The 20,073-nt window shown below is 45.2% G+C and carries 19 protein-coding genes; 16 read left to right on the top strand and 3 right to left on the bottom strand.

Features of this window, described 5'->3' with window-relative positions:
* Positions 1-2 precede the first annotated feature (2 nt).
* The 8 genes from GURA_RS16230 to GURA_RS16200 all read left to right on the top strand — a co-directional run bounded on the left by GURA_RS16230 (position 3) and on the right by GURA_RS16200 (position 8,579).
* A complete protein-coding gene (locus GURA_RS16230) occupies positions 3-1,247 on the top strand; it encodes an O-antigen translocase (RefSeq protein WP_011940014.1) in 1,245 nt (414 codons plus the stop codon).
* Positions 1,244-2,143 carry a glycosyltransferase family 2 protein gene (locus tag GURA_RS16225; protein WP_011940013.1) on the top strand — a complete coding sequence of 300 codons (900 nt, stop codon included), beginning with the start codon at positions 1,244-1,246 and terminating at the stop codon, positions 2,141-2,143. Before GURA_RS16230 ends, GURA_RS16225 begins: the two co-directional genes overlap by 4 nt.
* 21 nt (positions 2,144-2,164) lie before the next feature.
* Positions 2,165-2,773: an acyltransferase gene (locus tag GURA_RS23675; protein WP_011940012.1), complete on the top strand. Its 609-nt coding sequence runs from the start codon at positions 2,165-2,167 to the stop codon at positions 2,771-2,773.
* Positions 2,773-3,903, top strand: a complete 1,131-nt coding sequence (locus tag GURA_RS16220; RefSeq protein ID WP_011940011.1) for an SDR family NAD(P)-dependent oxidoreductase — start codon at positions 2,773-2,775, stop codon at positions 3,901-3,903. The genes GURA_RS23675 and GURA_RS16220 overlap by 1 nt, the downstream gene beginning before the upstream one ends.
* Positions 3,896-4,789, top strand: coding sequence for a glycosyltransferase family 2 protein (locus GURA_RS16215; RefSeq protein WP_011940010.1), 894 nt, complete (start codon positions 3,896-3,898; stop codon positions 4,787-4,789). Before GURA_RS16220 ends, GURA_RS16215 begins: the two co-directional genes overlap by 8 nt.
* Before the next feature lie 437 nt (positions 4,790-5,226).
* On the top strand, positions 5,227-6,081 hold the full coding sequence (locus GURA_RS16210) for an O-antigen polymerase (protein WP_157046233.1): 855 nt from the start codon (positions 5,227-5,229) through the stop codon (positions 6,079-6,081).
* Between the two features lie 3 nt (positions 6,082-6,084).
* On the top strand, positions 6,085-7,299 hold the full coding sequence (locus GURA_RS16205; RefSeq protein WP_011940008.1) for a glycosyltransferase: 1,215 nt from the start codon (positions 6,085-6,087) through the stop codon (positions 7,297-7,299).
* Positions 7,296-8,579: a glycosyltransferase family 4 protein gene (locus GURA_RS16200; protein WP_041245512.1), complete on the top strand. Its 1,284-nt coding sequence runs from the start codon at positions 7,296-7,298 to the stop codon at positions 8,577-8,579. The genes GURA_RS16205 and GURA_RS16200 overlap by 4 nt, the downstream gene beginning before the upstream one ends.
* Positions 8,580-9,182: 603 nt before the next feature.
* Here the strand turns inward: GURA_RS16200 and GURA_RS16195 are convergent.
* Entirely contained in the window at positions 9,183-10,424 is a 1,242-nt protein-coding gene (locus GURA_RS16195; RefSeq protein WP_011937052.1) for an ISL3-like element ISGur7 family transposase, read from the bottom strand.
* A 91-nt stretch (positions 10,425-10,515) separates the two neighbouring features.
* On the opposite strand from GURA_RS16195, the gene GURA_RS16190 reads away from it, so the two are divergent.
* Both GURA_RS16190 and GURA_RS16185 read left to right on the top strand, forming a co-directional pair.
* Positions 10,516-11,604 (top strand): sulfatase-like hydrolase/transferase, encoded by a 1,089-nt coding sequence (locus GURA_RS16190; RefSeq protein WP_011940006.1) that lies wholly within the window; start codon positions 10,516-10,518, stop codon positions 11,602-11,604.
* Positions 11,601-12,545, top strand: coding sequence for a PI-PLC domain-containing protein (locus GURA_RS16185; protein ID WP_011940005.1), 945 nt, complete (start codon positions 11,601-11,603; stop codon positions 12,543-12,545). Before GURA_RS16190 ends, GURA_RS16185 begins: the two co-directional genes overlap by 4 nt.
* Before the next feature lie 220 nt (positions 12,546-12,765).
* Here GURA_RS16185 and GURA_RS16180 read toward each other — a convergent pair whose 3' ends face one another.
* Entirely contained in the window at positions 12,766-13,722 is a 957-nt protein-coding gene (locus GURA_RS16180) for an IS1595-like element ISGur2 family transposase (protein WP_011937014.1), read from the bottom strand.
* Positions 13,723-13,945: 223 nt separating this feature from the next.
* On the opposite strand from GURA_RS16180, the gene GURA_RS16175 reads away from it, so the two are divergent.
* A complete protein-coding gene (locus GURA_RS16175) occupies positions 13,946-15,355 on the top strand; it encodes a sugar transferase (protein ID WP_011940004.1) in 1,410 nt (469 codons plus the stop codon).
* Positions 15,356-15,419: 64 nt separating this feature from the next.
* Entirely contained in the window at positions 15,420-17,102 is a 1,683-nt protein-coding gene (locus tag GURA_RS16170) for a capsule assembly Wzi family protein (RefSeq protein WP_011940003.1), read from the top strand.
* Between the two features lie 22 nt (positions 17,103-17,124).
* Here the strand turns inward: GURA_RS16170 and GURA_RS16165 are convergent, their stop codons facing one another.
* Positions 17,125-18,372, bottom strand: coding sequence for an ATP-binding protein (locus tag GURA_RS16165; RefSeq protein ID WP_011940002.1), 1,248 nt, complete (start codon positions 18,370-18,372; stop codon positions 17,125-17,127).
* 185 nt (positions 18,373-18,557) lie between these two features.
* On the opposite strand from GURA_RS16165, the gene GURA_RS25430 reads away from it, so the two are divergent.
* The 4 genes from GURA_RS25430 to GURA_RS16150 all read left to right on the top strand — a co-directional run bounded on the left by GURA_RS25430 (position 18,558) and on the right by GURA_RS16150 (position 20,036).
* Positions 18,558-18,710: an ATP-binding protein gene (locus GURA_RS25430; protein WP_198134483.1), complete on the top strand. Its 153-nt coding sequence runs from the start codon at positions 18,558-18,560 to the stop codon at positions 18,708-18,710.
* Between the two features lie 35 nt (positions 18,711-18,745).
* Positions 18,746-18,976 (top strand): AbrB/MazE/SpoVT family DNA-binding domain-containing protein, encoded by a 231-nt coding sequence (locus GURA_RS16160; RefSeq protein WP_011940001.1) that lies wholly within the window; start codon positions 18,746-18,748, stop codon positions 18,974-18,976.
* A gap of 207 nt (positions 18,977-19,183) precedes the next feature.
* The gene (locus GURA_RS16155; protein ID WP_011940000.1) at positions 19,184-19,555 is read left to right on the top strand and encodes a nucleotidyltransferase family protein; all 372 of its coding nucleotides are present in this window, start codon (positions 19,184-19,186) and stop codon (positions 19,553-19,555) included.
* Complete coding sequence (locus GURA_RS16150) at positions 19,545-20,036, top strand: ribonuclease toxin HepT-like protein (protein WP_011939999.1); 492 nt, start codon at positions 19,545-19,547, stop codon at positions 20,034-20,036. Before GURA_RS16155 ends, GURA_RS16150 begins: the two co-directional genes overlap by 11 nt.
* The last annotated feature ends 37 nt before the right edge of the window (positions 20,037-20,073 follow it).

Below are 20,073 nucleotides of genomic sequence, written 5' to 3'. Positions count from 1 at the left end.
CTTTGAATCTTTTTAAAACAAGCGTTCTCAACGGTATTGCTGTTGCCATCAAACTTGTCACTGCATTGGGTCTAAACAAACTTTTGGCAGTATATGTTGGTCCTGCAGGTTATGCGGTTATTGGTCAGTTCCAAAATGCTATTGGCATGATTACAACATTTGCCAGTGCAGGAATAAATACCGGCGTAACGAAATATACCGCTGAATATTTTGATGATGATGAACGCCAGCGTTCCGTTTGGCGTACAGCTGTAATTATTGTTGCTATCGGTTCATTGTTTGCTGCATTAGGTATTGCAATATTTCACCGTTCACTTGCACTGCTTTTTCTAAAAAATGAAGCTTACGGTTCTGTATTTCTCTGGTTTGCTGCAACATTAACGCTCTTTGTATTTAATGCACTTTTATTGGCTATCTTAAACGGCAAGAAAGACATTCGCCGTTATGTAATAGTAAATATTACCGGGAGCTTGGTTTCACTTGTTGTAACGGGTTTTTTAGCTCGTGTCTGGAGCTTGTACGGGGCGCTGGTCGCTTTAGCCACCAATCAATCAATTGTTTTTATTGTAACATTTGCTATGTGTCTGAAGACTGATTGGTTTCGACTCCAAAACCTCATTGGGAACTTTGATCGTTCGATTGCACGCAATTTAGCGAAATTTGTTTTGATGGCTCTAACGACAGCTGCTGTCGGTCCAACAAGCCAGATAATTGTTCGTAATCACATCGCTACAACTTTGGGCTGGACTACTGCGGGGCACTGGCAGGCGGTAACGAAGATAAGTGAGATGTATCTATTGTTGGTTACCTCGACACTGGGCATTTATTACCTTCCACGACTTTCTGAAATTCGTGACAATAGGGAGTTAAAGCAGGAAATTATACAAGGCTACAAATTAATATTACCACTTGCTGTACTGGGTGCTGGGACTATTTACCTGCTTCGTGACTGGATTGTTCTAACACTGTTTTCTCCTGATTTTTCTCCTATGAAAGGTTTGTTTGCCTGGCAATTGGCAGGCGACGTTGTTAAGATCGGAAGTTGGTTGTTAGCGTATGTAATGCTAGGCCGCACTATGGTAAGAACATTTATTATTACAGAGGTATTGTTTACAGTTACGTGGATTGGTATGGTTTATTATTTGACTGATATATATGGGGTACAAGGTGTCTTAATGGCCTATTTTTCAAACTATGTGCTTTATTGGATGGTAATGTTTATTCTGGTATGGAGACAATGTAGGTGATTAATTATTCCCAGATAAGTGAATCTATACATAAACCACTCGTATCAATTCTTATACCTGCTTATAATCATGATAAATACGTAATGCAATGTTTAGAAAGCATCTATAACTGTGATTACGAAAATATCGAGTTAATAATTATCGATGATGGATCACGTGATAATACGTATATCGTAGCTAAAGAATGGGCAGGTAAGCATTCTGGGCGATTTGCTAGGATTGTCTGCGAAAAACAACAAAATGCAGGAATTTGCAAAACTCTGAATAGACTGGTTTCAATTGCAAAAGGTGATTACCTTACAACGATTGCAAGTGACGATGAGTTTCTCGTGAACGGCATATCAGGTCCATTGCAATTCTTGTTATCAAATAATGCAGATGTTGTCATATCAGATTCTGAATTGATTGATGAAGACAGCAAACAAGTCGCTAATAGTGCATTCAAATTTTTTGGCAAAAATCCCATTACGCTGACAAATAAATATATTTTAACTATGGACATGTTGTTCAACTGGGAGGCGCCGTATCAAAGATTTATTATAAGAAAATCAATATTTCACGAGTTGGGCGGTTTTAATGACAATCTTTTATTCGAAGATCGCGATTTTATATTAAGATGCTTATTTAATGCCAAGTTATATGTTTACCCAAACGCTACTTGGCGTTATCGAGTTCGCATAAATAACAGACTTACACCTGGTTTATCGTTTGAAAGCATGAAAATAGCTATGATGCACTCAAACCAAAATAATATTAAACATGCTTGTGGGATAAATAAACTATTTATGTGGTCTATTGTTAATTCCGAGTCAGTCAAAAACAGTTTAATTGATAAATTAATCGCAAAAATAATTAGGAAATTGCTTAAAATCATAGCGGTTTCACTAGTGAAATAGCTAATCTGAGGTAAATAGGACATGTTCAAATACAATGCGTACGATTATCTTAACAAGTTAAGCAATTTATACGTAACCATAAAAACTAGTCTTTTCTATAAATTATTTGTTAAACACATGGGGAGACGATGTTTAATAAATAAGCCGATATTATTTTCAGGTTTAAAGAATTGGTCATTAGGCAGCAGAGTCATAATATTTAAAAATTGCAGAATTGAAGTACTAGGTGCATATGGTTCTCAAACCTTTAGTCCAGAGTTTATTGTTGGCGATTACACTCAAATACATCAAAATGCTCACATAACGTGTGCTAAAAATATTACAATTGGCAAAAATGTTGTTATCACTTCAAACGTTACCATCACAGACATAAATCATTTATATGACGATATTGAAATTCCCATAAATCTACAGAAAATTGAAGTGCGTCCAGTGTCGATCGGTGACCAGACCTACATATACAATAACAGCGTAATTCTTCCAGGGGTTTCAATCGGTAAACATTGTATTGTCGCAGCAAATACTGTGGTCGCACAGAACATACCAGATTATTGTTTAGTAGCAGGAACACCAGCAAAATTAATCAGACGATATAACCACAACTCAAATGAATGGGAGAAAGTATCCTGATGAATGTTTTAGTAACAGGTGGGGCAGGTTTTATCGGTACCAATCTGACTCGTAAGCTTCTGACAGAGAATTGCCATGTCACCATTCTGGATAACTTCAGCGAACAAATTCATGGCACATCTAAAATATTACCGCCAGACATAGCTGGGAGTGTAAATCTGATTGTTGGCGATGTCAGGGATCCAGAAGTAGTCGCACGTGCGCTCCAAGGGCAAGATGTGTTGGTGCATCTTGCCGCAGAAACCGGCACCGGACAATCGATGTATGAGGTTGTAAGGTATGAAGACGTCAACCTTAAAGGTACCGCTGTAATATTCGATTATCTTGTTAATAATAAGAACCACAGCATACATAAAATTGTTGTTGCATCCTCAAGAGCGGTATATGGCGAGGGCAAATATTCTTGTACTTCTCATGGTGTGGTCTATCCATCCAAAAGAAAGACGAGTGATCTCAAAGCTGGCTTGTATGATCCGCTCTGTCCCGTCTGTAATGCCACGTGTTCGATGCTGCCTACGGACGAAGAAGCAAGATTCAGCCCGTCCTCTTTTTACGGCATTACGAAACAGATACAAGAGCAAATGACATTACTTTTTGCAGAAAGCATGGGACTGTCTGCTTATGCCCTGCGTTATCAAAATGTTTATGGTCCTGGCCAATCTTTGAAAAACCCATACACTGGCATACTGGCAATATTTTCTAATTTAGCTCGTGCTGGTCAGCCGATTTATATATTTGAGGACGGGCAGGAAAGCCGGGACTTCGTCTATATAGATGACGTGGTCGAGGCGACATGGCGCAGTATCAGTCATACTACTCCAAATACGATCGCTGCCCTAAATGTTGGCAGCGGTGAGAAAACAACGGTTCTTGAAGTTGTTGAAAAAATAGTATCCTACTTTGGTAGCTCATCAAAAATCAATGTAAATGGTGCGTTCCGGGACGGTGACATACGACATAACCTAGCAGATATTACTAGAATCAGAGAGAAACTTGGATATGAGCCAAGGACATTATTTGCTGAAGGCATCAATAAATTCCTAGCATGGGCTGAAACGCAACAGCTGGAATCAGACAAATATGAAGCATCGCTGAATGAGATGAAGTCGAAGGGATTGCTTCATGGTTGAAAGACCTTCTAAAGTTGGTGTCGTCACAGTCACCTATAATAGCGGTGATGTAATTGAAGATTTCATGGAGTCTATGCTTTCGCAATCGTATGAAATCTTCATTCTCTACATTGTTGATAATGCGTCAACTGATGACACTTTAGGTCGGCTCAAAAACTATGATGATTCTCGTATAGTTATTTTACCCAACAATACAAATGTAGGTGTTGCAGCAGGTAATAATCAAGGTATTGAAAAAGCAGTTTCTAACGAGTGCGGGCATATACTTTTAATTAATAATGATGTTGAATTCGAACAATCTATGCTTGAAAAACTAATGGATTCAATGAGTAAATGCAATTGCGATGTGATTGTCCCAAAAATGATATATCATGACAATAAATCATTAATATGGTTTGCAGGTGGTTATTTTAGCAAATGGAAAGGTTATTCAAACTACCATATTGGAATGAATGAACATGATAATGGGCAGTATGATTATCAAAAACAAATACAATATGCACCAACATGTTGTATGTTAATTAAGAAGTGTGTTTTTGACATAGTCGGAATCATGGACGAAAAGTATTTTGTTTACTTCGATGATACTGACTTTTGTTATAGGCTATACAAACATAATATATCCATGTACTATTACCCACATATTGATTTCTATCATAAAGTAAGCAGTTTAACCGGTGGTCTTGAAAGTCACTTTACAATAAGACATATGATACGAAATAAAGTTTATTATTTACTGAAACAGAATAATGTTCTCAAATATATTTATTGTGTTCTATTTTATATTAAGACCATTACATGTTTTGTATTCTCAAAAAGATTTAAAAAAAACTATGACGTATTTAAATTGATAAATTTAAGCTTTGTTGAGGGCTTTTATTTATAAATATGACAATTTTATTAATCATAGCGAATGCAATTGCATGTATATTTTTCGCAACAATTTGCTTTAAGAAGCATTCAAACTATGCTTTGATGCTTGTTTTTGCATGGCATTTTGTTCTCTACTCATTAAAACCCCTATTAATGTTTAAATATGATCTCTATTTGTTTTATTTTGATAAAGAGGCCATTACTAGCATAAATCTTTATCTTTTTATCGGTTTATTATTCATCACCATATTTTCAATAGGCTTGTTATTTTGGGTTAATAATAAAAACGTGTGTGACAGGGCTACAAAACTATTCAATTTCAATAAACATTCATTCACTTCTCTTGTATTGTTGACAGCCATTTTTATTGCCATATCATATATTGCAAATGTTGTTAAATATCATGATTTCTTGTATTTCTATAAATCATATAATTTGTTCGAAGTGACAATGAACCAGGCGCAAGGTAGCTGGTATTTGAATGTTCTTGCTAGTTTATCAGTATTGCCAATGATGATACTGATGATAAGATATATCGATAGAAATTATGTATTTGTAATTATAGCAGTAGTTGTTTTGTTTTGTATGCTCTTTTATATAAATAAAACAGCCAGTAGGACTGAATACGCTGTATTGCTGCTGTCGATCTTTTTTTATTACATTTCTATTGGTCGGCTGAGATTACGAATTATAAATGTTATTTTATTTGGTTTCATAATCATAAATGTACTATTTTTTGCAAATCTAGCTAGGGCTGGATTATCACTAAATCTTTCTACATTGGATCGGCAATATTCACTTCTTGTTCCATTATTGTCATTACTCACAGACCTTAATCCGGTAGACTGCGGGATTATGCTTTTGCACAATAGGTATCAGTTCGACTGGTTATTGTTTAAATATATATTATTAACACCTATTGCCATAGTGCCTCGCGCTTTATTACCGTTCAAACCTGACACAGGTATTGAAGCTATTATTACTACCAAGCTATTTGGTGAAGGGTTTTATAATAATTCTACGCAAACATTTACTATTCCAGTAATGGGTTATATGAACGCAGGATATGTAGGCGTTATTGTGATTGCAATCTTATTTAGTTTATTAACATCAATATTATATAAAGGTATGCTTTCAGATAACAAATATATAAAAATATTTTCTATATATTACTTGATGGTACTGCTTTCACTATATCGAACGAGTTTTGAAACTGCAGTAGTCGCTTTTATGACAATTGCTCTATTATTTGTTCTAATGCATCTGATTTGTTATCCACTCAAAAGAATAAGGATAAGACTTTAATTTATGCAAATACTCGTGCTAACACATAGACTACCTTATCCGCCTATTGACGGAGGTAAAATTGTTCTATTTAACTTCTTAAAGCAATTTAGCTCTAAGGGTTGCAATGTTTTGTTGCAGTCAATTATTCCAGAAGAAGAATCGAATTGCGAAACATCTGAACTTGCTTCTTTAGTTAATTCCTTTAAGTTTATTTCAAAGGACGTTAAAAACAAGAAGTATCGCTTAGCACTGAATACTTTATTTTCTAATTTGCCGTATAACATGGCAAAGTACATTTATCCCGATATGCTGGAGTCCATTCTTCAGGCTTTAACTCAAAGCAGTATTGATCTTGTGCATGTAGAGCATCTACACATGGCGCATTACGGGGTTCAGATCAAGAAGCACTTTCCTCATATTCCGGTAGTGCTGAGGCAGCACAATGCGGAGCACACGATTCTCACGCGCTACGCCGACAGCCTGCGGAACCCCCTGTTGAAGCACGTAATGGAGATTCAGGCACAAAGGCTGAAGGAGTACGAAAAGCGTACGATAGGTATTTTCGATAGGATTCTGGCGATCACCGAGGAGGACAGGCATCGTTTTATCGATCTCGATCCGTCTGTTGAAGAGCGAGTTCATGTCGCACCCGCGGGAGTTGACATTTCCACTATTTCCACAGTCCAACGAGAACCAAGTGCGACGGACATCGTTTCCATCGCAGCGATGGATTGGATTCCCAACCAACAAGGGATTGTTTGGTTTCTGGAGGAGGTATTGCCGCTGGTTCTTAAGGAGTCCCCGAAGACAAAGTTTTACATCATCGGCAAGAATACGCCGGAATGGCTGCAGCGATACCGTTCGGAAACCGTTCAGGTGCTAGGCTTCGTCGACGATCCACTCCCTTACCTACGGAAATCGCGTGTTGCCGTTGTTCCCCTTCACGTCGGCGGAGGAATGAGGGTGAAGATTCTGAACTACTTTGCCTGGGGAATACCCGTCGTATCAACCCCTGTCGGGGCGGAGGGTATTTTCGTCAAGGATGGCACCGACATCCTTATAGGAGGAGACCCACTCTCCTTTGCCCGTTGCGTACTCACTGTCCTTCGCGACGATGAGGTTTCGGCACGGCTCGTAGCGGGGGGGAGAGAGCTTGTCGAGAGTAAGTACAGCTGGGAAAAAATTGTTGGAAACGTGCTCTCGGGATACGAAAACCTCGTCCGGAGGTGGAGATGAAGAAAGTTCTGTTTCTCAGTTCCCGTCTTCCTTTCCCGATCTGTGGTGGAAGAGAAAGCATGCTAGTCCAGTACCTTCAATACTACTCCGATGGGGGGGCGGAAATATATTTTTTCGCTATGGAGCGAGGGGGCAGGGAAAAGTCCGACGCAGCGGAATCTCTGAAGAAAATGGTGGCGGGAATCAAGGAGATCCACCTTCTTCCACTCCCTGGGATTGCTGCATCGCTGTACAACGTCATACTACATTCTCTCCTACTGTCGCGAAAGAGCATCCAGGAGTCATTCTTTTTCAGTGGAGATCTACAGCGGAGGGTCCTTTGCGAGGCGCAGAGAATCGAGCCTGACATCATTTTCTGTGACATGCTTCGGACGGCCCAGTACTTCGAGGGATGTCCTAAGGTGGACGCGCGGCGGATATTCGGGATGGACGATATCCTGTCCGACCGCTACCGCAGTTTTCTGGATAACCCTGAGATCAATATCCTCGGAAATTTCGTGGCAAAAGTGCCGCGGTTCCTGGATGTCGTCGCCAATACGCTGCTGCGGAAAGCTATCCTGAAGACGGAGGCAGAGCGAATACGGAATAGGGAAATCGAGTGTATTCGCAGTTACGACCACACTATTGTGATCTCCCCGACTGAGGCGAAGGAAATGCGCGCCCGATCAGGGCGCTCGACTGTTTCCCACATTTATCCTGCCGTTCAGCTAGCGAAGACCGGTGAGGATGCAGGGGCGACATCTTTCCCGAGTCTCAGCTTCATGGGGCTGCTGAACATACCGCACAACGAGAAGGGGCTATGCTATTTTCTGGACAAGGTGTTTCCCATCGTCGTGTCTAAGGTGCCCGACGTACGCTTCTTGATCATCGGGGGTAACGCAACAACTGCGGTGAAGGAGCTTGCATCGCGGATGCCCCGCAACGTGGAACTCCTCGGGTACGTTGAGGATTTTGTTGCTACGATTTCAAGCACAGCTGTCTTCGTGAATCCAGTATATTTTGGTACAGGGATCAAAACAAAGGTTGTGGAGGTTATGAATATAGGTGTTCCTGTTGTTACAACACCTGTCGGTGCGGAAGGATTGCACGTCACGCATGGACGTGAACTTTTAATTGGAAAATCGGATTCAGAATTTGTAGAGAATATTATCACGCTTCTACGCAACAGAGAGCTTCGACGTTCCGTTTCCATCCATGCAAAGGAGTATATTCGGAAGTACCACGACAGAGACGTAGTGAGTCAACAGTTCATGGAGATTGTTAGTGGATTTTCAGCCTGAACGGCTGAGGGGGATAAAATGGTTTTTACAATTTGCAGCAATAATGTCATGAGCAGTCAGAACGGCCTCTCTTACATAAAATAACGAACGATTATCCTGAGTATTCTTTTCGATGACACCGACTCGCCTTTGCCCATATTCTCAAAAACTCAAATCAGATTCTTCGTCGCGTAAATTATTCATTCCAAGTTGCATAATTCAGATTTTTTGTTGACGGCTATGGTTGCAATATATGCACTCTATAACAGTACATCTCTGAGCTATTGGTTATAATACTATGATATATTTTCTCCGTTACATCTTGCTGCCAAACTCAATTTTCGCTGTTTTGTCGGTAGTTACAGCAACAACACGCCCTTTGGTCAACCTCGACTATTGCTTGGTTGGACTTTGCTCTCCGTTTATAGGGAGATACTTGGCGGCTGTTTTGTATCTTATATTTTTCATACTAGACTTGGTAGTAGTTATTGCCCCAACATACCATTTAAAACCTGTTATTATCCTGACTATATATCGAGAACTATCTGCTTTTAACGTTAGCTATATTATGCTACTTCTGGTGTTGTTCTTTGCACCTCTGCTGATAATGGGCTCTGCAACGAATCAAGTGGGTAGAGGGAATAGCGACTTTAGGTTGAGCTTGCCTGCAACCAGATAAGCCATGCAGATCAAGTTGTCAGGATTCCGATAGCCTCGTGCCCGAGTTTTGGCTGATTGAATTAGGCTGTTGATGCCCTCAATGAAGCCGCTAGTCAGGCCGCTTTCAAAATGTGCCAGAATGCCATCCCAATGCTCTTTTACAGATTCGGCCATGTTCTTGATGAGTTGGATTGAGCTTGCGGCGGCTTTCCGATGCCATTTGGTCAACAGGGTTTCTGCCTCCGTTCGGCTTGAAGCAAAATAGACGTTCTGAAGGTTCAGCTTGTGCATGTAAGCTTCCGTACTCCTTAAGCTTTGACTGGTGATAATGGCATCCAGGCGCTGTTCCTCTTCCGGTGTCAGGTTCTCTGGATTTTTGAGGAACAGGTTTCTGCTCTTTTTCAGGATTTCAGGAAATAACCTGGCTTCTTGAGCCCTTATCTTACTAAGCTTATCGTTCATAAGCTTGATGACGTGGAATTTATCGAAGGTGACCACGGCATGGGGCAACTGCTCTTTGACACCCTTTATGAATGCCTTGGACATGTCAATAGCAGCGTCTGTGATGCTATCAGGATCGCCGCCATGTGACTTAAGGTCCGCGACGAAGCTCTTGACTGTTTCGTTGTCCTTTCCCGTCGTGCCGAACAAGAGCTTATGCATGTCGAGGTCGAAGAAGAAGGTGACGAATTTCTCGTCATGACTGCGCCCGGCAAAGGTTTCATCCGCACCGACCCTCTTCACCTCGGAGAAGTCTTCTGCGGCCCTTGCCTTCTCGACATAGGATTGAATCAACCGCCATAGACGGGTATCGGTAACGGCAAACAGCCTGCTCATGACCTTCACCGGCAAATCACGAGCCATGGTCATGGCCAGGGCCTCAAACAGCAGCGTAAATCCTGAGCCTGCGCGAGCCCAGGGTACCTGGACCAACTTCACGCCGCAGTCGCTGTTAGGGCACTTTACCCGTGGAACACGCGCATGAAGGTAGGCTTCGTACTGGAAGAAATTCAGATGCCGCCACTCTTTCTCCGTGGTGTCATGGACTGGTGACAACGTTCCGCAGACCGGACAGGGAAAGGTGGCTCCCCGCTGGAAGTCGATGGTTATGTCCAAACGACTTGACTTCTTGTTGAAGTCAACAGAGGTAACCTTCCACGGGATGGCAATTCCAAGAGCAGCACCAAAAAGATCTTCAGGATTCATAGCGATTACTAACCTCCAGGCTGAGTGATGGTGGCCTATCTTACATCAACCCGGCCCAGGCTACCCACTCAATTCGTCGAGGAGCCTGATAATGTGGTATCTGACGTTCAAGAGAGAATCAGTCACCTTACAAAGACACAACCTGCAAGGTAGAAAAGTATTGCTGGTAGTTCCACTGTGCCTTGTATTGCTTGATGTATTGAATGGCTCCAATTTTGTTGCGCGCTTGAGTGATGCTACGTATTTTAACTATAACATTGCCGGTTCGGCGCTGGTGAAAGTTGGCCGCGACATTAAGGCATCTATTACGAAACGAAAAATTCCACAAAAGGAACTTGGCCCAAATGAGTATGCAATGTCAGGTGTACGTGCTGATCTTACTGCGGGCATCTTGCCACTGCAGCATGTTGTACTAGTGATTGTCGAGTCTTGGGGACTCTCCAATGATACCGCTCTTAATCAGGCCATAGTAGCACCGCTGACCAATCCCAGCCCGTTATCGCGTTATCAGGTGCGTCGTGCAACGGTGCCGTTTTATGGAGCAACGGTGTCAGCTGAACTCCGTGAACTGTATGCACGACGTGCTTCAGATCCGGAAGATGTCGTATCGGGGACATCTCTTCCTGCACTGTTTGCTGCCAAAGGCTATGAAACCGTTGCGCTGCATGGATTTATGCCGGTATTTTTCGGCAGGAATGAATGGTATCCTCAAGCCGGATTTCGCACAAGTCTGTTTATTAACGATATTGACAAACTTCAACCCGTCCACGAACGATGCGGTTCCACAAGTTTTCGTGGCATTTGTGATGATACGGTACCGTCCTTGATCAAGCAGGTGCTTGTAGCACAGGGCGCTGCAAGTGCACCGAAATTCATTTACTGGCTTACGCTAAACTCACACTACCCTTATGCCTCACCTGATCACCCTTCCCATTTTGCATGCGGTCAATTTGACCTTTCTTCGGAACATCAGGATATATGCAACCTTTCAGCAATACTCAATTCCACGTTTGAAGCGCTTGGAAAGCTGGTTTCTGATCCAGGTATTCCGCCAACACGTTTTATTGTCGTCGGAGACCATAACCCCCCATTTCTGATGCGTTCTAAAGATGGTTTGTACGACAAAAAATCAGTTCCAATGATTGAACTCATTCCAAAGGTGCAGGAAATCAGTCGATGAGATCATATTTAACAAGGTTGTTGATCGTTATTCAGTTTGTAATAATCATCTTCGGGTTGCTACAAAATGAGAACCGTGCCTTCCTGAAACAGCTGTTCCTTCGTTCAGACGCGGTGCTTTTCAATGGTTCGTTGTACCGGCTGTATCTTCACCAGCAGAAACCACGTGATTCAATGTTAGTGGCCTCGCATGCTGTAGATGATTATTCCTGGCTTGGGGCTGAGCCATTTCTTGTAATCGCCCACGGCCTTGGTCCAAAACTTTACGGTGGAGATAACACCATTAAAACATTGGTAAAAGGGAGAGAGCGAGGCTTCCGTGTGTATGAGGTGGATATTTCGCTGACAGCAGATAATGTGTTGGTGTGCTACCATGGTGGCGATGAGACGGAGATAAATGCGATGCGATATGCTGATTATCTGGCTGTATGCCGATCAAAGGGGCAGGATCCCTGCCGTTTTGATGACATCGTCAGTTATGCCCGCAAAAATCCTGCTGTCTCTTTTGTGCTTGATGTTAAAAACCGCTTCTATGATGCCTACGGGATGATCAGAAATGCTGTTGGTGATCAGAACCTGGGCAAATCATTCATCCCACAGGTGTATGACTTTGAACAGCTGCCATTTATACGCAAGGACGGTTTGTTTGCTGGTGAGATATTCACGTCATATCGTAGTGCTCTAACTAATCGCCAGATTTTCGACTATTCAAAAAAATACGATGTAAAAGTCATTACCCTGACTCTACAGCGATTTGTTGAACAAAAAGGGGACTTCCCGCGTGATTTAGTAATCCTTACCCACCCCGTAAATGATCCCTTTATTGCCGCCGATGTTAAAAAATTAGGTGCCAGGGGTATCTATACCAGCTATATCACCCATCGAAGTATACCTGAGTTGTTTACGTCGGCACTGTTTTTCACGCCTTTAAAACAAGTATAATACCGCTTGAGTTTGTTTTGAAGATACATATGAGAGAAATTGAATGCTAACACGTTTTAAGCTCTACGAAATTCGCGACCGAGTGAACGTGGAAATCGCGTACTCCATTTTATCGATGGCTTTACATGTTAACTGTATCATGTTAAAACGTGAGCCACATGCGAACGCATTCACCATTTTCTTGTAAATCCAGGCAAAGTTTTATCATTAATTGACCTGATTAGCGCCAATCTTCAGCCAGTCTGAGATTGTGCTCGGGATGCTTGCCAGTAGTAGCCGCCGCCGAGATCAGTCGCGAGAGCATGCCGCGCAGATCCTTCCGGCGGTTGAATCGGTATTGAACCTCAGCCAGGTAACGAGTTCCATACTTTTCGAAATCAAATGCATGGTACGTTCCAGAGATCGACGTCTTGAGGTTGCCGAGAATGGTATTGACCCAATTGAAACACACAATGTCGGTACTCTTGCGTTTCTTCCCGACAATGGTTGGGGTATGGAAACATCCAGCCTCGGTAACTGCACGAAAGCAGGCCAGTCCGTCGCTTACCACTGTCGCTGAAGCTGACAGTGACCGTTTTGCCCATTCGGTGACTACTTCGCGGTTAAAGGCTGGCACCTTTGTAAACACAGCACGAAGTGGATGGCCCTTTTCATTGGTTTCAACAGCAGCAATAAACGGCGTCTTGTTTTCCGAACCTCGCCCGGCCTTGCCTCCTGGGTTTTCTCCACCCAGGTAGGCATCATCTACTTCGACCCGGCCGAGCAAAATCGTGTCCTGCTCCTGTTCAACCATAACTTGCATGAGCTTGTGCTTCACACGCCATGCGGTTTTGTAGCAAACACCGATCAGGCGCTTCAACTCCAGAGCCGAGACATTGTTCTTGGTTTGCGTGAGAAAGTACATGGCCTGAAACCATTGGACCAGCGGCAACTTGGTTGAGTGAAAAATCGAGCCTGCGGTCAGCGTTGTCTGGGTATGACACCGATTGCACTGAAATGTTTTGACTTGTGCATGCCAGACTACACAGTGGCTGGTACTCTGACAGGAAGGACATTTGAAACCCTGGGGCCAGCGGCTCTTTTCCAAGATCGCTGAACATTGCTCTTCAGTGCCATAGCTGTACAAAAAGTCGTTCAAGCTGAGCCCTTGTTGAAACTGAAAGTGATTCTTCGTCATAGTGGCCTCCTTGGCTTATTTCACTATGACACTACTCTAGACATGTGACAGAATACGTCCTTTTCTCCATTGGCTGAAGATGAGGGCCAATCAGGTTAATTGAAGACCTTTACTTTGTTCCGCGTACCCTGATATCGCAATGGTTGTGCAAAATCCGCACTATTTATTTTAACTGTTACGGCAATTTTGTTTGAATTTAAGCCGGGAAAGATAATGCTGAGAAATGCTTAAACAACAAGCGAAATTGTTTAATAGGATTGCGGCTGTCACAGATTTGGTTACGGTTCTAGCTGCCTTTGTCATGGCTTACCATGCGCGCAAATTGGCAGGGGGGCTGTCTGAATTAAGGGATTACCTCTGGATCTTGCTCTTTGCCATTCCCACCTGGTATTTCCTCATGGCCCATTTCGGTCTTTACGCATCCATGCGGACCCGCCCTCTCGGACAAATCCTTGCATCGTTGATGAAGGTTAATGCAATTGGCGGGATTGTCATTTCATCCGTAATATATTTTATAGAACCCCATGGGTTAAGCCGCGGACTTATCGGTTCTTTCTTGGTTTTCTCCTTTTTCCTCCTGTCGCTGGATAAAATAGCGCTGAAGCTTTGTCTGGCCTACATTCGCAGGCAGGGGTACAATACCCGGAATATCCTGATTGTCGGTACCGATGACAAAGCACGCTGTTTTTGTGAGCTCGTAGGGCAGCATGACGACTGGGGGCTGAAGGTTGCCGGTGTTTTGGAACTTGCCGATGAATCGGAAATAGGGGCACTAGCTGCTCCCAATCTGCTGGGACAATTGGATGATCTGGTGGAGGTTTGTAAAGAGAACACGGTAGATGAAGTCGTTTTCTGTGTTTCCAGGCAGACTTTACCGGACATGGAGGATTACCTGCGTGAATTGGAAGAGATGGGAATCACGGTGAGAATGGTGCTGGATTTTTATGACGCTCCAAGATCAAGAACAGAATTGAGCCTGTTTCATGATGCGGTTCCTATGCTGACTTTTTACTGCAAGGCGTTTGATACAGACCAGCTCTTTCTCAAGCGGTGTCTGGACATCATCGGCGCCGTTGTCGGTTTACTGGCAACCGCCATTCTTTTCCCCTTTATAGCCGTTGCCATCAAAATTAATTCTAAAGGGCCGTTCTTTTTCGGCCAGCAACGGGTGGGTGAGAGCGGCCGTACTTTTAAATGCTGGAAGTTTCGCTCCATGTATCTTGACGCTGAGGCACGTAAAAATGAATTGATGCACCTTAACGAGATGAACGGCGCCATTTTCAAGATCAAGGACGATCCTCGCATCACTCGGGTTGGTAAATTCATCAGGAAGACCAGTCTTGATGAACTCCCCCAGTTCTGGAACGTTCTGCGCGGAGAGATGAGCCTGGTCGGCACCCGTCCGCCTACCCCTGACGAGGTCGCCAATTACCAGAACTGGCACCGCAAACGTATCTGCATCAAGCCGGGTATCACAGGCCTTTGGCAGGTCAGCGGCCGCAATCAGATCCAGGATTTTGACGAGGTGGTGCGGCTTGACCTGGAGTATATCGACCGGTGGACCCTTTGGTTGGATATCAAAATCCTGTTAAAGACTTTCTGGGTGGTGTTTGCAAGAAGCGGGTCGTGTTGAAAGACGTTGTCTTAAGGTCCCTTGCCCGCTTTGCCCACTCGAGACACAGGTTCGCTGATTCAGCATGAAAGAATGTGTGAAAGATAAAAAAACAAAAAAGTCTATTTCCAAATTATTAGTAACTGAACTGGTTCTGTTGCTTGTAACCTTTACTGCGTCGCAGGTATGGGCACTCGCTTCTAACAACATCCCACTGGACAGTCCGGTCTACGACTACGTGGAGAAGCTCTCGGGCTTCGGCCTCATTGATTCGGACGTCCGGGGACTACGGCCATACAGCCGGGCGGAGGTCGCTCGGCTGCTCAGCGAGGCAGAAGCAAGCGAAGCCCGCCTCACCCCGGGGGAATTGCCCCTGGCCGAACAGGTCATTAGGCGGCTCAAGGAGTTAGTCCCCCGTGAGGCGGAGCTCAGAGAAAAGCCTGGCAACGCGCCTTTTGCCGATTTTAATCCGGTCTCTTATGCGCGACTGCGTTACGTCCACCTGAACGGCGTTCCGCGCAGCTACAACCGCGATATCTTCATCCCCGGCGACCAGTCGGTCTTCGGCTTCATTGGCGGGAACCTGAGGCCGGGGACGGCCGGTATCGGCCACGAGTCGGGCACCGAAGGGACCCCGCTCCTGGAAAACAACGAGGGGGTGATCTACCGATCGGGGAATAACGGCGAGGTCCGTTTCGCCGCCGAGGGGTATCTTCTCGACAAGGCATCGTTTCTGGTCGAGCCGTATTTACTGGCGACCCCGGAAAATGATGTGCTGAAACTGGGAAAGGGGTACCTGAAAATCGGCAGTGGGGGGCTCGAGTTGGAGGCGGGGCGCGACGCCAACTGGTTCGGTCCTGGCCGGCGCGGCGCCCTGACCCTGAGCAACAACGCCCGGAACTTCGATCTCGTCAAGCTCTCCAGCCCCGAGCCGGTGGACGTGGGGTGGGTGAAGAGCTACCTTGGGGAGTTCAAGTACGCTCTAATACTCTCCCGCTTCGATGAGACAGGCAGTGGTGAGACGCTGCGGCAACCCTGGTTCCTCGGGTTAAAGCTCGCCCTGAAGCCGAAACCGTGGTGGGAGATCGGCGTTAACTTCGTCCGCCAGGAAGGGGGGCACGGCTTCAGCGGTTCCTCGACGTTGCAGGACAACATCTTCGGTGGCGGAACCACCAACCACAATAACACCATTGCCGGGATCGACCTCCGCTTCCGCATCCCGTGGCTCGCCAACACGGAGCTCTACGGCGAGTACGCCGGGGAGGACTCGGCTGGCTTCTGGCCCTTCGTGGAGAGCTACGTGGCGGGCTTCTACATCCCACGTCTCACGGAGAGCGGCCGGGACGACTTACGTTTCGAGTTTTTCTACGGCAACCCGATGCTCTATACTGACTTCAAGTTCCCGGCGGGGTACGTCTATCAGGGAATGACCCCAGGCGACTCCCAAGGGGGAGGGGCCATCGAGTTCTACTGCCGGTACAGCCACTGGTTCTCGCCACGTAACATCCTGGCCCTCGAGTATTTTCGCACCGACCGCGGCCATGAAGGGCGGGTGACTGTCAACGCCGACAACCGCTTTGATCCGAATGGAGTGATGCAGGCGCTGGAGAGGAAGAACGCCATCCGCGTCGCCTGGAACTTCCCCCTTGTAGGTGATCTGGACGCAAACCTTATGTACGGTTGGGAGCGGATTCACAACTTCAACCTGGTGGGTGGGGCAAAGCAGACCAACCAGCTCTTGAAGGTGGATTTGAGCTACAGGTATTAGTTGCCGTTCTGAATTATCAGGGCTACATCAATGAAGAAATCGGCAGGGCATGGAAAATTCTATCATTGATCCTGAAGGGAAGTACCTTGTCTCCTGAATAGAACAACACCCCGTGGGAAAACTTATCTTTGGCATAGTCTGCAAAGATCGACAGCCCTGAAAAATCTTCCGGCTTAACCGTCATGGATGCCTTGACTTCAACACCAACCACGGTGCCGTCGCTCCGTTCGATAACAAGATCAAGTTCGTGCCGGGCTGTATCACGAAAGTGATAAAAGTTCACATCCTCTTCCGACCAGGTCGCATGTTTCAGCAGTTCGCAAAAAACGAAGTTTTCCACCAATCCTCCGAAAAACTGCGAGGTGTGAAGCGTGTCGGACTTTTTCAACCCCAGGAGGTGGCAGGCCAGACCCGTGTCGACAAAATGCAGCTTGGGCATCCCTACAACGGCACGCTTGGCGCTGTTGCGCACGTAAGGATGGAGCCGACGAATGATAAACATGAGTTCAAGGATCTCTATATACCGTTTTACTGTTTTGTCGTCCTGAGACAGGTCATTGGCTATATTGGCGTATTTGATGAGATTACCGGTCATACCTGCCAGGTTGCGGATGAGTGCAGAAAGTTTTGTGTGATAGTCTCCTTTGGCGTGATGCATGGTTTCAAAGTCTTTCAATAAGCGCCCTTCAATGTATGAAGCAAACCAGATGCTTCGTGAACGGGGGCTTTTGGCTATCGCTTCGGGATACCCTCCCTCTATGAGGAGATCTCCCAACTCTTTTCTGTCCAGCGGTTTCAGCTGCGTATGCTCGAATGTGCCGTTGATGAGCCAATCGATTGTATTGAGATGCCCCTCGTGTCGTTCCACATGCGACAAAGGATATAACTCAATCCGAGCCATATGCCCCGGCAAAGATTCCTGAACCTGTGCCGAGCGAAAGATGTCGGATGATCCGGTGAGAAGAAAGATGCCTTTTTGACCATTGGCGGTGTCGGAAGCCATCTTAATGGCGCCGATCAGGTTTGGTGCCATCTGGAATTCGTCCAGAACAAGCGGTTTTGGCAGCGAAGCAAGCAGGCCCTGGGGGTCGCTTTCTGCAGAGGCTGCCAGGGCAGCATCATCAAGAGTGTAGTATCCCATCCCCTGTTCTTTGGCGATCTCCCTGACAAGAGTGCTTTTCCCAGCCTGTCTGGGGCCGGTGAGGTACACGATGCGGAAATCATTCAGCAGGTCTATGAGACGTGCTTTAATATGACGTTTAAAAAACATGTTCTTGTCCCCCATGGCTTGAAATTGTACGGCATAATCCGAGATTAGTAAATAAATAATCCGAGATTAGAGGCTTTAAAATCCGAGATTATTTGAGTTGCGACATGGTTTGAAAGGCTTGACTCACGCGGAGGCGCGGAGATACGCGGAGAAAGGCAACAAGCGAGTTTAACAGGTAAATTCCCGTGTCGGATATTGTGATCAAGGTGTTTGACGACCGGATTGTTATTACCAACCCCGGCATGTTGTATGGCAAACTTACGCTATCAGATCTGAAGCGAGACGATTATGTCTCATTCATAACCGATAAGCGACTTGACATATTGCTTTTGTGGTAATACATATAATGGTATTACTTTTGAGGAGCATTGATATGCGCATCACGACAAAAGGTCAGGTGACGATTCCCCGCGAAGTGCGTGAGCAGATGGGATTCCTTCCCCATTCGGAAGTGGAGTTTGTTATCGAGGGGAATGTGGTGTATCTGCGCAAGGGGGAAGGCGCACAGTCCAGAGGGAAAAAACTTGTTGAGAGAATGCGGGGACGTGCAACGGTGCGGATGAGTACCGCTGAAATCATGGCCTTGACCAGGGGCGAAGATTGATGTCCGGCGTAGTGCTGGTTGACAGTAATGTTCTCCTTGATGTTTTTGAGGAGGATCAGGAGTGGTACGGATGGTCTTCAGAACCCGGACTTATTTCCCAATGCTGAAACTTCTAGCCCCCCGCTAGAGGCCCCCCATGTTCTTATCCCATCTCATCCAATGCGCAAATGGCGATGAAAGTGAAAAACGACTTGGAAAGGCCGGTGTATGCCGTTATCATCAGATAAATTGTCCCGCATGGCTGATTATCAGAGGCGCTTGCAGCGGCAAAAGAGTGATGCCCTGGCAATCCGTAAGGCACAGGCGCTGGAGGAAGTGCAGACGCTTGTCAGTAAATTCATTTTGCTTGATCCGACCATCACCAGGGTAATCCTTTTCGGATCACTGGCCCGGAATGATGCTTCGTCGCTGGATTTTGACATTGACCTGGCTGTATCCTGTTCCGGTGAACGTTTTCTGGAGATTGTCTCCATTGCCCTGGACAGCCCTTTTAAGGTGGATGTGGTGGATCTTTCTACCGCCGATGACAGGATAAAATCCGCAGTAGCGCGGGAGGGGATAGTCCTCTATGAAAAGTGAGCGGTTGAGAACGTTGAAAGCGGAGTTGCTTGCTGATATGCAGGTGCTGGAAGAACTGGAGGGGAAATACCGGCTGGTCCATGCCAAACTGGCCGCTATCGATCCCGATGAGTTCGATTACGTTGGTCTGGCTTACACCATTGTCAATCTTTATAACCTCATGGAGAATTATTTTCTCAGGGTCGCCAAGTGTTTTGAGAACAATGTTGATAAGCTGTACTGGCATAAGGACTTGATAAAGAGAATGTCCCTCGAAATTGAGGGGATTCGTCCTGCGTTGTTACAGAGCAAAGATGTGCCATTGATTGATGAGTTGCGCGCCTTCAGGCATGTATTCAGGCATATCTATCAGAGTGAGCTGGATGTGGAAAAGCTCAAGCTGGTCGATGGCAGGACCCCAAAAGCTACAGAGGTATTCAAGTCGGCCCATGACCGGTTTATCGGCAAACTGCAACAATTGATCGACATGCTTGATGCATAGTAGACAGAAGATTACCCATCAAGTTTTATTCTGAGGA

The sequence above is a fragment of the Geotalea uraniireducens Rf4 genome, from assembly GCF_000016745.1.
Lineage (GTDB): Bacteria > Desulfobacterota > Desulfuromonadia > Geobacterales > Geobacteraceae > Geotalea > Geotalea uraniireducens.
The sequence above is the reverse complement of the archived record's forward strand: the minus strand, read 5'-3'. Positions and strand labels throughout refer to the sequence as shown.